Source organism: Methylorubrum populi, from assembly GCA_036946625.1.
Taxonomy (GTDB): domain Bacteria; phylum Pseudomonadota; class Alphaproteobacteria; order Rhizobiales; family Beijerinckiaceae; genus Methylobacterium; species Methylobacterium populi_C.
Genome location: JAQIIU010000003.1, coordinates 2355275 through 2367367, shown reverse-complemented (window position 1 = coordinate 2367367; position 12093 = coordinate 2355275). Strand labels below are relative to the sequence as shown.

Here is a 12093-nt window from a genome sequence, read left to right as displayed (position 1 = left end):
CAGATGCCGCGTCAGTATAGAAGGCCGTTACGACCGCTGGGAAGAACCCTCGTCGTCGGACCTCATCTCGCCTCCGCCCCCCCCCACGCCCCGCAGCAGCGGCACGAACGAGACCGGGCCGAAATCCTGGCTCTCGAACCGGTCCGGCCCGCGCCGGGTCAGCCGCAGCAGCGTCTGCCCGCCCAGCGGGCCGACCGGGATGACGAGGCGGCCGCCCTCGCGAAGCTGACCCTTCAGCACCTCCGGCACCGTCGATCCCGCCGCCGAGACGAGGATCGCGTCGAAGGGCGCGGCCTCCGGCCAGCCGTCGCCGCCGTCGCCGATGCGCAGTTCCACCGATGCGAAGCCGAGGGCGGCGAGGCGCTCCCGGGCCGCCTGCCCCAGCGCGGGATGGCGCTCGATGGCGAAGACCCGCGCGCCGGTCCGCGCCAGCACGGCCGCCGCGTAACCGCAGCCGGCCCCGATCTCCAGCACCCGGTCGCCGGGCTGAAGGGCCAGCGCCTCGATCATCAGCGCGACGACGGCGGGCTGCGAGATCGTCTGCCCCTCGCCGATCGGCAGCGGCCCGTCGCCGTAGGCGTCTTCGCCGAGACCCGCCGCGACGAAGGCCTCCCGCGGCACGGCGCGCATCGCGTCGAGCACGGCGGCGTCGCGCAGGCCGCGGGCGATCAACTGCGTCTCGACCATCCGGGCGCGGGCGGCCGCGAAATCCGGCACGGGATTCACGCCTCGCGCTTGCCGTCGCCGCGCTCGCGCGGCGGCGCCTCGTCCGCCGGTGGCAGCTTCGGCGGCGGCACCCGGCCCGGACTCGGTGGAGCCGGCAGGCCCGCATCCTCGGTGGCGGGCGGGGGCGGCGGGGGCTTGGTCTCGGGCATCGTCCTGGATCACATGGCTTGCCGGGGCAGCGCGCGGATTCGCTCCGCCTGCGCCTTCCCCGGGTCAACGCCGCATCCGCCGCCCGGTGTCCTTCATCGATCGAGCGCCCCCGCCCGAGGAGAGGCCTTCGCATGACCGCCCGCCCCAACCTGTTCGCCGACCTGCCGGCCGGCACGGACGAGGAGATCTTCGAGACGCTGCTCGCGCGGCCCGGCGTGAGGGTCGAGCGCATCCTCTCGACGGGACAGGCGAGCCCGCCGGGCTTCTGGTACGATCAGGACGAGGACGAGTGGGTCGCGGTGCTGACAGGCGCGGCCGAACTCCGTTTCGCCGACGAACGGGCGCCGCGGCTTCTGTCCTCGGGCGACCATCTCCTGATCCCGGCCCATCGCCGCCACCGGGTCGAGCGCACGGCAAATCCGACGATCTGGCTCGCGGTTCACGTCGCGCCGCGCTAACCCGGCGGGCATGATCGCGTGCCGCATCGAACCGAAGGGACAGGTCGAGCCGGAGGGGGAGGGCGTCTGGCGCTCCACCGGCTCCGATCCGCAGTTCCGGCTGACCCGTCCGGGCGGCGGGCGGCTGTTCCCGTTCCGGCTCATGGGGGGCTGGGTGCGCATCCGCGCCGATCTCGAAGGGCTCGGCACGACGAAACCCGTGCCGCTCCTCTACGTCGACGACGGCTCGGGCTTTCGCGAGGAGGAGGCGGTCCGGCTCGAACTGCGCGAAGAGGGCGGCATCGACGACCTCGTGCGCCTGCCGCGCCGGGTGCGGGGCCTGCGCCTCGATCCGCTCGCCGCGAGCGGGCGGTTCCGGCTCTCTCGCGCCACCCTCGAACCGCTGCGCGGCCCCGCCGCCGCCCTCGCCGTCGCCCGCCGGCTTCGGGCGCGGCTGCCGGCGGAGGAGCGGGGGTTCGGGCCGCTGCTCGGGCGCCTCGCCCGGCTCGGGCTGAGCCGTTCGCCCGCCGCCCTGTGGCGGGATTTCTGGGAGAGCGCCCGGCCGCGCCCGGCCGCGGCCTCCTACGCCGCCTGGATCGAGCGGGTCGAGCGGCCCTCGCTGCCGTCGCCCGCGGCGATGCGGGCGGCGATCGCAGGGTTTCGGGTGCGGCCGCGCATCTCCATCGTCATGCCGGTCTACGACACGCCCAAACCCTATCTGGAGGCCGCGCTCGCCAGCATCCGGGCGCAAGCCTATCCCGATTGGGAGCTGTGCCTCTGCGACGACGCGTCGAGCGCGCCCCACATCGCGCCGATGCTCGACGCGCTGGCGGCGGAAGAGCCGCGGGTGCGGCTGCACCGGCGGCGCGAGAACGGCGGCATCGTCGCGGCGAGCAACGACGCCCTGGCGCTGGCGACCGGCGACTGGCTCACCCTGATCGACCACGACGACGCGATTCCCGCGCACGCCCTCTTCGCCTTCGCCGAAGCCCTCGACTGGGAGCCGGACACGGATTTCCTCTACTCGGACGAGGACAAGATCACGATCCGCGGCGAGCGCTACGAGCCGTTCTTCAAGCCGGACTGGTCGCCCGAGACGCTGGAGGCCTGCATGTACACGGCCCATCTGGCGCTCTACCGGCGGGACATCGTCGCCCGCATCGGCGGCTTCCGGGCGGAATGCGAGGGGGCGCAGGATTACGACTTCGTCCTGCGCTACGCCGAGCACGCCGCCCGCGTGCGCCACATCCCGCAGGTGCTCTACCACTGGCGGGCGATCCCCGGCTCGACCGCCCAGGCCATGGACAACAAGGGCTACGTGGTCGCCGCCGCCGTGCGCGCGCTCGAAGACCGGGCGCGCCGCACCGGCGGGCTCGACGCCGTGCGCCCCACCGCGTTCGCCGGCAGCTTCCACCTGCGGCGCCCGCTGAGGACGCGTCCGCGCGTCTCGATCGTGATCCCCACCGCCGGCCGCGACAGCACGGTGCGGGGCCGCACCGTCGATCTCCTGGCCGCCTGCCTCGACAGCATCCGCGCGCGGAGCACCTACGAGACGCTCGAGATCGTGGCGGTCGACAACGGCGACCTGCGGCCGGCCACCCGCGCCGCCTTGGAGCGCCACGGCGCCCGCTCCGTCACCTGGGACCGGCCGGACTTCAACGTCGCCGCCAAGATGAACCGCGGGGCCGGGGCGGCGACGGGCGAGGTGCTGGTCTTCCTCAACGACGACATCGAGGTGATCAGCCCCGACTGGATCGAGGCGATGCTGGCCCTGTTGCAGATCCCCGGTGTCGGCGCGGTCGGCCCCAAGCTCCTGTTCGAGACCGGCGAGTTGCAGCATGTCGGCGTCACCGTGATCGACGCGACGCCGGACCACCCCCGCCGCACCTATCCGCGGGAGGATCCCGGCCACTTCTTCTCGACGGCGGGCAACCGCAACTATCTCGCGGTGACCGGCGCCTGCGTGATGCTGCGGCGGACGGATTTCGAGGCGGTCGGCGGCTTCGACGAGGGATTCGCCGTCAACTACAACGACGTCGACCTCTGCCTGCGCCTGCGCGCGCGGGGCCTGCGCAGCGTCTATTGCGCGCAAGCCGAACTCTACCACTACGAGAGCCGCAACCGGGCGCGCACCGTCGATGCGGGGGAGCAGGTCCGCTTCCGCGCACGCTGGGCGCAAGCCATCCCGCGCGACCCCTATTACAGCGAATGGTTCGAAGCGTTGCCGCCGACCTTCGAACTCGATCCGGCGCGGTTCTGAAGCGCTGCCCTGCCGTCATCGCGAGGCGAAGCCGAAGCGATCCAGGCCTCCGCACTGTCCGGAGAGGTCGCGCCCCTGGATCGCTTCGCTGACGCTCGCGATGACGGCCAGCGCCTCCATTACGAAGGGCTTGGTGACGACCTGCATGCCGGAACCGTACACCTAAGCCGCCCTCATCCGTGCGAACCCGGCCTCCAGATCCGCCTTCAGATCCTCCGGATCCTCCAGCCCGATATGGAAGCGCAGCGCCGGCCCGCCCGGCTGCCAGCGCGTGGCGGTGCGGTAGACCGTCGGGTCGAAGGGGATGACGAGGCTCTCGAAGCCGCCCCAGGAGAAGCCCATCCCGAACAGTTCGAGCCCGTCGAGGAAGGCGGCCAGCGCCTCTTCCGAGACGGGCTCGAGGATCACGCCGAACAGGCCCGACGCCCCGGAGAAATCGCGCTTCCAGATGGCGTGGCCCGGATCGTCCGGCAGGCCGGGATGCAAGACCCGCAGCACCTCCGGGCGGGACTGGAACCACGCGGCCATGGCCAGACCGCGGGCACCGTGCTCGCGCAGGCGCAGACCCATGGTGCGCAGGCCGCGCAGTCCCAAAAAGATGTCCTCGGGACCGGCGCAGGGGGCGAAGTGCTCGTAGGTGCGCTTGAGCGCCGGATAGTGCGCGGCATTGGCCGAGACGAGGCCGAGCAGCAGGTCGGAGCCGCCGCTGAGATACTTGGTGCCGGCCTCGACCGCGAGGTCGACGCCGCGCTCGTGCGGCGGGAACAGCAGCGGCGTCGCCCAGGTGTTGTCCATCACCACCGCGCCGCCGCGGGCGTGCATCGCCTCGGCGATGGCCGGCACGTCCTGCATCTCGAAGGTCTGCGAACCCGGCGCCTCCACCAGCACCGCCCGCGTGTTGCCGCGCATCAGGGCAGCGATCCCGGCACCGATCACCGGGTCGTAGTACTCGACCTCGACGCCGTAGCGCCTCAGCACCCCGTCGCAGAAGATGCGGGTCGGGCGGTAGGCGGAATCGGTGACGAGGAGGTGGTCGCCCGCACTGACGCAGGCCATCAGCGCCAGCGTCAACGCCGAGAGGCCGGAGGGCGTGAGCACCGTGCCGGCCGCCCCGGCGATCTCGCTCCAGGCTTCCGCCAGCGCGTCCATCGTCGGCGTGCCGGAGGTGCCGTAATTGTAGCGCCCGCGCCGGTGCTTGATGTCGTCGTAGGTGGGGTAGAGGACCGTCGAGCCGCGGTAGATCGGCGTGTTGACGAAGCCGTGCTGGGCCGAGGGGTCGCGCCCGGCCAGCACGAGGCGGGTGTCGGCGCCGAAGCGGCCGCGGTCGCGGGGAGGGGTCTTGGACATCGGCCTCGGAGGGATGAAAGGGAGCGTCGCGTCAAGGCCCTTTCAGCCCTCCGCCGCCCGAGGCGTCAAGCCGGTCGTGCTCAGCCCTGCTTCGGCTCGTCGGCCTGCATCCAGGCCTCGCGGTCCTGCGAGCCCTCCGGATAGGGGCATTCCGCGACGCTCTTGCCGTAGAGCCGGGCGTTGCGGCCCTGGATGAAGGGGCTGTCGCTCGCCGTGGCCTGCTCGTTCATGGCGAAGATCCTCTGCCGGTTGTCCTGAATAGGGCCGGTCCGCACCGGGCCCGGCCGCCCGGTTCGTTAACGATGGGTGGCTCATCCTGTTTCCGGAACCTGTCCGTCCACGGGTTCCGCGTCGCCGCGTTCCCGTGAGTCCGTCGCCTTGAGCATCCTGCGCATCATCGCCTTCGGCACCGTCACGGGTCTTGGAACCCTGAGCGTCGTCCTCGTGAGCGCGGACCGGATCGCGCATCCGGCCCTGGCCGCGATCCCCGCTCCGGCGGTCGTGCGGGCCAAGGCCCCGGCGCGGCCCGATCCCGCCACGACCGGCACGGTGACGCAGGGGCCGGCGGCCTCCGAAGCGAAGGGCGGCATGCTCACCGGCTTCGACACCGAGCGCCTCAACGCCCTGATGCGCGGCGAGACCTTCCCGGCGCCCGCCCGCAAGCGCTGACCGCGGGCTCCGTCCGGGCTACAAGCGGGGCCCCGCCACGCCGCCGACCGTGCAACCTTGGGTCTCGCCTACGCGCTCGCCGCCTATCTCAGTTGGGGCCTCGTCGTCCCGGTGCATTTCCGGCTGCTCGCCGGCCTCCCCGCCGAGACGATCCTGGCCCAGCGCGTCGCGTGGTCGGCGCTGTTCGTGGTCGGGCTGATCGCGCTGCTGCGCAAGCGGCTCGCCAACCCGTTCCCCTTGCGGCCGCGCCACGCCTTGCTCGTCGTCTCGGCGGGGCTGATCGCGTTCAACTGGCTGCTCTACCTCGTTGCGGTGACGACCGGGCACATGCTCGACGCGAGTCTGGGCTACTTCATCAATCCGCTCGTCTCGGTGCTGCTCGGCGCGCTCGTGCTCGGCGAGCGCCTGCGCCCGGTCCAGGCGGCCGCCGTCGCCATCGTCGTCCTCGGCGTGGTGGTCGCGGTGGTGATGGCGGGACGCCTGCCGCTGCTCTCGCTGGGGCTCGCGGCCACCTTCGCGCTCTACGGGCTGGTGCGGAAGCTCGTCGGCGTCGACGGCACGGTCGGCTTCTGCGCCGAGACGTTCCTGCTGCTGCCCGCCGCCCTCGGCTACCTCGCCTTCGCCGCGCCCCCGGTGCCCGACGATGCCCGCACCTGGGCGCTGCTGGCGCTGACTGGCGTGACCACGGCGCTGCCGCTGATCTGGTTCGCCGCCGCGGCGACCCGGCTGACGCTGGCGACCCTCGGGCTGATGCAGTACGTCGCCCCCTCCTGCCTGATGGGGCTCAGCACGCTCGTCTACGGCGAGACGCTGACGCCGGACCGCATCGTGCTGTTCGCCCTGATCTGGCTGGCGCTGGCGTTCTACGCGTTCGATGCGATTCGCCAAGAGTTCAGGCACGAGGGCCGGCGGCGCGCCGCCGCGGTCGGGGAGAAGCGATGACCCGGCTCAACCGCATCACCGACATTTCCGGGATTCGCGTCGGCCATGCCGAGGATGCGCGGGTCGCGAGCGGCGTGACCGCGCTCCTCTTCGAAACGCCCTTCGTCTGCGCCGTGGACGTGCGCGGCGGCGGGCCCGGCACCCGCGAGACCGACCTGCTCGATCCCGCCTCGACGGTTCAGGCGGTCGACGCGCTCGTGCTGTCGGGCGGCTCGGCCTTCGGGCTCGACGCCGCCGCGGGCGTGGTCGCCGCCTTGCGGGAGGCGGGGCGCGGCTTCGCGGTCGGCGACGTGCGGGTGCCGATCGTGCCCGGCGCCATCCTGTTCGACCTCCTCAACGGCGGCGACAAGCATTGGGGCCGCTTCCCGCCCTACCGCGACCTCGGCTACGCCGCGGCGCGCGGCGCCGAGGGGGGCGCCTTCGCCCTCGGATCGGCCGGGGCGGGGTTCGGGGCGCGCACCGCCAACCTCAAGGGCGGCCTCGGCTCGGCCTCGCGCGCGGTGCCGGGCTTGTCCGCACAGGTCGGCGCGCTCGTGGCGGTCAACGCCTTCGGCCGGGTGACGATGGGACAGGGGCCGCATTTCTGGGCCGCGCCGTTCGAGCGGGACGGCGAGTTCGGCGGCCTCGGCCTGCCGCCGCGCGTGCCCGACGATGCCCTGTCCTGGCCGCGCGAGCCCCTGCCGGGGGCGAACACCACGCTCGCCGTGGTCGCCACCGACGCACGGCTCACCAAGGCGCAGGCCAAGCGCCTCGCCATCGCCGCCCAGGACGGGCTCGCCCGGGCGATCCACCCGGCGCACACGCCGCTCGACGGCGACGTGGTGTTCGCGGTCGCCACCGGCGCGGTGCCGCTCGCCGATCCGGTCGGCGATCTCGCCCGCCTCGGCGCGGCGGCGGCGGAGACGCTGGCGCGGGCGGTCGCCATCGGCGTCCACGCCGCGACCCGGCTGCCGTGTCTGGATTTGCCGGCGTGGCGGGATCTGTACGGTGGCTGAGCTTCACCTCGTCATGGCGAGCGGAAGCGAAGCCACCCAGACGGCGCGACCTCTCCGGAAAGGTCGTGCCCTGGATCGCTTCGGCTTCGCCTCGCGATGACGCCAGTGCGTCCTACAGGTTGGTGTAGTTCGGCCCGCCCGGACCTTCCGGCGTGACCCAGTTGATGTTCTGGTTCGGGTCCTTGATGTCGCACGTCTTGCAGTGGACGCAGTTCTGCGCGTTGATCTGGAAGCGGATGCCGTCGCCGGCGGCGGCGTCCTCCACCCATTCGTAGACGCCGGCCGGGCAGTAGCGGCCGGACGGGCCGCCGTAGACGTCGTGCTCCGAGGTCTTCTGCAGCCCCATGTCCTTCACCTTGAGGTGGGGCGGCTGGTCCTCCTCGTGGTTGGTGTTCGAGAGATACACCGAGGAGAGCCGGTCGAAGGTCAGCTTGCCGTCCGGCTTCGGGTAGACGATCGGCTTCACCTCGGAGAGGGGCTTCAGGCAGGCATGGTCCGGCTTGCCGTGGGAAAGCGTGCCGAACGGCGAGGCGTCGGCGATCGTGTTCATCCACATGTCGAGGCCGCCGAGACCCACGCCGACCAGCGTGCCGTATCGCGACCAGAGCGGCTTGACGTTGCGCACCGGCTTCAGGTCGCGCCCGATCGGGCTGTCGCGCCAGCCTTCCTCGTAGGCGGTCAGTTCGTCGCCCTGACGCCCGGCGACGAGCGCCTCGAAGATGGCCTCGGCCGCCTGAATCCCCGAAAGGATCGCGTTGTGCGAGCCCTTGATGCGCGGCACGTTGACGAAGCCGGCGGAATCGCCGACGAGGCAGCCGCCGGGGAAGACGAGCCTCGGCACCGATTGCCAGCCGCCCTCCATGATCGCGCGCGCGCCGTAGCCGATGCGCTTGGCCCCCTCGAAGGTCTCGGCGATCATCGGGTGGGTCTTGAAGCGCTGGAACTCCTCGAACGGCGACAGGGTCGGGTTCTCGTAGTTCAGGTGCGTGACGAAGCCGACCGAGAGCAGCCCATCGTCGAAGTGGTAGAGCCAGGAGCCGCCGCCGGCCTTGTTCGGCAGCGGCCAGCCCATGGTGTGCTGCACCAGCCCCGGCTGGAACTTTTCCGGAGATAGCTGCCAGAGCTCCTTCACGCCGAGGCCGTATTTCTGGTGGTCGCTGTTCTTGCCGAGCCCGAACCTTTCGATCAGCGTCTTGGTCAGCGAGCCGCGGGCGCCCTCGCCGAACACCGTGTACTTGGCACGCAGCTCCATGCCGCGGGTGTAGTCGTCCCGTGCCTCGCCGGTGCGGGCGATGCCGAGATCGCCGGTGGCGATGCCGGTGACCGTGCCGCGTGCGTCGGTGAGCACCTCCGAGGCCGGGAAGCCGGGATAGATCTCGACGCCGAGCGCTTCCGCCCTGGCCCCCAGCCACTTCACGGTGTTGGAGAGCGAGCCGACGAAATTGCCGTGGTTCGACATCAATTTGGGGAAGAACACGTTCGGCAGCGTCAGGCCGCTGTTCCTGGTCAGGAACAGGAACTCGTCGCGCTCCACCGCCGTCTTGAGCGGGCGCTCCGGATCCTCGCGCCAGTCGGGCAGCAGGGTGTCGAGGCCGATCGGATCGACCACCGCGCCGGACAGGATATGCGCGCCGACCTCGCCGCCCTTCTCCACCACGACGACCGAGATCTCCTCGCCCTTCTCCGCGGCGCGCTGTTTCAGGCGGATCGCGGCGGCGAGGCCGGCGGGGCCCGCGCCGACGATCACCACGTCGAAATCCATGCCTTCGCGTTCGGGCAGCGCCATCCTCGTTCCTCCTGCGGCCGTTCCCGTCGGTGGATTTCACACCGATCCGGCCCGTTTCACGGTCAAGATGTCTCTCAAGCGATTCCAAGGTAGGAAGGCAAGCCCGCCAGGGTAGTGAAAGCGCGCGCAAACCCGCGATTCGTGCGAAGAACCGTGCCGCCTGCGGGACCGTTGTCCACAGCGCGGTGACACGCCACATGCACGTCCCATGGAAGACATGATCGCCGACGACGCGGAGACCGACGCCCGGGCCGACCTGATCGCCTTCCTCGACTTCCATGTCGAGGCGGGCGTCGATGCCGCGCTCGACGAGCGTCCCCACGATCGCTTCGCCGAGGCGGACGCCGCCGCGTCGGTCCCCGCCCCTCGCGCCGAGGCGCGGCCCCGGCCGGAACCGCCGCGCCGCGAGCCGCCGCGTCCGGACGCGTCCGGGGGCGCTCCGCCGGACGTCCGGCGCGAATGGCCGAGCCGCGGCACGCCCCCGCGCGAGCCGCCCCGCACCTACGGCAACGCGGCCTCCGCCAAGCCGGGCGAGGCGGCGGACGACGCCCGGGCGCGTGCCGCGCAGATGAACACCCTCGACGAACTGGAGGCGCTGCTGCGCGGCTTCGAGGGCTGCTCCTTGCGCTTCACGGCCAAGAACCTCGTCTTCGCCGACGGCAACCCGGAGGCGCGGGTGATGTTCGTCGGCGAGGCGCCGGGTGCCGACGAGGACCGGATCGGCAAGCCGTTCAGGGGCCGCTCGGGCCAGCTCCTCGACCGGATGATGGCGGCGATCGGGCTCGACCGGACGACGGCTTACGTCTCCAACGTCGTGCCCTGGCGCCCGCCGGGCAACCGCAACCCGACCCCGCAGGAGATCGCGATCTGCCGCCCGTTCGTCGAGCGCCAGATCGAACTCGCCAGTCCCGACATCCTCGTCTGCCTCGGCGCGCCCGCGACGCAGACGCTGACCGGCACCAAGGACGGCATCCTCAAGGCGCGCGGGCGCTTCTACCCCTACACCTTGCGCGACGGCCGCGAGATCCGCGCGCTCGCCACCCTGCATCCGGCCTACCTGCTGCGCCAGCCGGTGCAGAAGCGCCTCGCCTGGCGCGACTTCCGGATGTTGAAGGCGGCCCTCGACGGGAGCGCCGGGGCCAAGTAGGGCGAGGCTCGGCCGAAGCGGAACCGTAGCCTCCGCACGGTCATTCTACACACCGGGTCCCGGACTTCCCATGAGGCCGGGCCATGAGGGCCGGGCAAGACGCGGCGGCGGGAGACGGTATGCGCTGGGACGATTTTCGCGCCTCGGAGAATGTCGAGGACCGGCGCGGCGAGGGCGGAGGCGGGGGCGGCTTCGGCTTCCCCGGCGGTGGCGCGGGCGGCCTCGGCATCGGCACCATCGTCGTGCTTCTGCTGATCTCCTGGGTCACCGGCATCAATCCGGCGATCCTGATCGGCGGCGCCCAGCAGATGGCCGGCGGCGGCAGCCAGCGCGAGGAACGGGCCGATCCCGAGACCCAGGCCCGGCGCCGCGAGGCCCCGACCGACCGCACCGGCCAGTTCGCCTCGAAGATTCTGGGCAATACCGAGGATGTCTGGAAGGAGGTCCTGCCGAACCAGACCGGGCGGCAATACACGCCGACCACGATGGTGCTCTACCAGGGGGGCACCCGCTCGGGCTGCGGCATGGCCCAGGCGGCGATGGGCCCGTTCTACTGCCCCCTCGACAAGAAGGTCTATCTCGACACGGGCTTCTTCAAGGAGATGCAGACGAAGTTCGGCGTGAAGGGGGATTTCGCCTACGCCTACGTCATCGCCCACGAGGTCGGCCACCACGTGCAGGACGTGCTCGGCATCCTCGGCAAGGTGCAGAGCCGCCAGCAGAACGCGAGCGGCAAGACCGAGGCGAACCAGCTCTCCGTGCGGGTCGAGCTGATGGCCGACTGCCTCGCCGGCGTCTGGGCCAAGAACTCCAACGACCGCTGGAATTCGCTCGACCAGAGCGACATCCAAGAGGCGCTCAACGCCGCCAGCGCCATCGGCGACGACAAGCTGCAGGAGCAGTCGCAAGGCTACGCCGTGCCGGATTCCTTCACCCACGGCTCCTCCGAGCAGCGCATGCGCTGGTTCATGACCGGCTACAAGAGCGGCCAGACCAAGTCCTGCGACACCTTCCGCGCCAGCCGCGGCTGATTCTCTTCGGATTCTCGGAAAGGCACCCATGACCGAGACCGCGCGCGAGCGGATGCTCGCCGGCAAGCCCTATCGCGGCGACGATCCCGAATTGGTCCGGCTCCGCAACGCCGCCAAGCGGCGGCTGCTGCGGCTCGACGCGATGGAGCCGGAGGACGCGGCCGGCCGCGAGGCGGTGATCCGTGAACTGCTCGGCTCGGCCGGGCGCAACCCGACGATCTGCCCGGGCTTCGCCTGCGACTACGGCGGCAACATCGCGGTCGGCGACGACTTCTTCTGCAACTTCAACTGCGTCTTCCTCGACTGCGCCCCGATCACCATCGGCCACCGGGCGCAGATCGCTCCGGCGGTGCAGATCTACACCGCCGAGCATCCCCTCGACCGGGCCCAGCGCGCCGCGTTCTGGGAATCGGCCCGTCCCGTCACCATCGGCGACGACGTCTGGATCGGCGGCGGTGCGATCCTGCTTCCCGGCATCACGGTCGGCGACGGGGCGGTGATCGGCGCAGGGGCCGTGGTGACCCGCGACGTGCCGGCGGGGGCCGTGGTGGTGGGGAATCCGGCGAAGGAGGTGAAGCAGCTCTAGGTTTTCCAGACCCCCTT

Annotated in this window: 14 protein-coding genes; 8 read left to right on the top strand and 6 right to left on the bottom strand. The window is 71.6% G+C overall.

What is annotated here, in order from left to right; all coding sequences use genetic code 11:
- Positions 1-27: 27 nt before the first annotated feature.
- Together PGN25_22510 and PGN25_22505 are read right to left on the bottom strand one after the other, a co-directional pair.
- Entirely contained in the window at positions 28-717 is a 690-nt protein-coding gene (locus PGN25_22510; protein MEH3120275.1) for a protein-L-isoaspartate(D-aspartate) O-methyltransferase, read from the bottom strand.
- Between the two features lie 5 nt (positions 718-722).
- A complete protein-coding gene (locus tag PGN25_22505; GenBank protein ID MEH3120274.1) occupies positions 723-875 on the bottom strand; it encodes a hypothetical protein in 153 nt (50 codons plus the stop codon).
- Positions 876-1007: 132 nt separating this feature from the next.
- On the opposite strand from PGN25_22505, the gene PGN25_22500 reads away from it, so the two are divergent.
- Both PGN25_22500 and PGN25_22495 read left to right on the top strand, forming a co-directional pair.
- A complete protein-coding gene (locus PGN25_22500; protein MEH3120273.1) occupies positions 1008-1334 on the top strand; it encodes a cupin domain-containing protein in 327 nt (108 codons plus the stop codon).
- A 10-nt stretch (positions 1335-1344) separates the two neighbouring features.
- Positions 1345-3573, top strand: coding sequence for a glycosyltransferase family 2 protein (locus tag PGN25_22495; GenBank protein ID MEH3120272.1), 2229 nt, complete (start codon positions 1345-1347; stop codon positions 3571-3573).
- 15 nt (positions 3574-3588) lie between these two features.
- Here the strand turns inward: PGN25_22495 and PGN25_22490 are convergent, their stop codons facing one another.
- The 3 genes from PGN25_22490 to PGN25_22480 all read right to left on the bottom strand — a co-directional run bounded on the left by PGN25_22490 (position 3589) and on the right by PGN25_22480 (position 5150).
- Positions 3589-3720: a hypothetical protein gene (locus tag PGN25_22490; GenBank protein ID MEH3120271.1), complete on the bottom strand. Its 132-nt coding sequence runs from the start codon at positions 3718-3720 to the stop codon at positions 3589-3591.
- 15 nt (positions 3721-3735) lie between these two features.
- Entirely contained in the window at positions 3736-4920 is a 1185-nt protein-coding gene (gene metC / locus PGN25_22485; GenBank protein MEH3120270.1) for a cystathionine beta-lyase, read from the bottom strand.
- 80 nt (positions 4921-5000) lie between these two features.
- Positions 5001-5150: a hypothetical protein gene (locus PGN25_22480; GenBank protein ID MEH3120269.1), complete on the bottom strand. Its 150-nt coding sequence runs from the start codon at positions 5148-5150 to the stop codon at positions 5001-5003.
- 148 nt (positions 5151-5298) lie between these two features.
- Between PGN25_22480 and PGN25_22475 the strand changes: the two genes are divergently transcribed.
- From PGN25_22475 to PGN25_22465, 3 genes are read left to right on the top strand one after another with little or no spacing between them, the layout of a single operon-like run.
- The gene (locus PGN25_22475; GenBank protein ID MEH3120268.1) at positions 5299-5589 is read left to right on the top strand and encodes a hypothetical protein; all 291 of its coding nucleotides are present in this window, start codon (positions 5299-5301) and stop codon (positions 5587-5589) included.
- A 57-nt stretch (positions 5590-5646) separates the two neighbouring features.
- Complete coding sequence (gene rarD, locus PGN25_22470; protein MEH3120267.1) at positions 5647-6531, top strand: EamA family transporter RarD; 885 nt, start codon at positions 5647-5649, stop codon at positions 6529-6531.
- Positions 6528-7526 (top strand): P1 family peptidase, encoded by a 999-nt coding sequence (locus PGN25_22465; protein MEH3120266.1) that lies wholly within the window; start codon positions 6528-6530, stop codon positions 7524-7526. The genes rarD and PGN25_22465 overlap by 4 nt, the downstream gene beginning before the upstream one ends.
- A 112-nt stretch (positions 7527-7638) precedes the next feature.
- Here the strand turns inward: PGN25_22465 and PGN25_22460 are convergent, their stop codons facing one another.
- Entirely contained in the window at positions 7639-9312 is a 1674-nt protein-coding gene (locus PGN25_22460) for an electron transfer flavoprotein-ubiquinone oxidoreductase (GenBank protein MEH3120265.1), read from the bottom strand.
- A 208-nt stretch (positions 9313-9520) separates the two neighbouring features.
- Here PGN25_22460 and PGN25_22455 point away from each other — a divergent pair, with 208 nt between their 5' ends.
- The 3 genes from PGN25_22455 to PGN25_22445 all read left to right on the top strand — a co-directional run bounded on the left by PGN25_22455 (position 9521) and on the right by PGN25_22445 (position 12076).
- Entirely contained in the window at positions 9521-10459 is a 939-nt protein-coding gene (locus PGN25_22455; protein ID MEH3120264.1) for a uracil-DNA glycosylase, read from the top strand.
- A 119-nt stretch (positions 10460-10578) separates the two neighbouring features.
- Positions 10579-11490, top strand: a complete 912-nt coding sequence (locus PGN25_22450) for a zinc metallopeptidase (protein MEH3120263.1) — start codon at positions 10579-10581, stop codon at positions 11488-11490.
- Between the two features lie 28 nt (positions 11491-11518).
- A complete protein-coding gene (locus tag PGN25_22445; GenBank protein MEH3120262.1) occupies positions 11519-12076 on the top strand; it encodes a sugar O-acetyltransferase in 558 nt (185 codons plus the stop codon).
- The last annotated feature ends 17 nt before the right edge of the window (positions 12077-12093 follow it).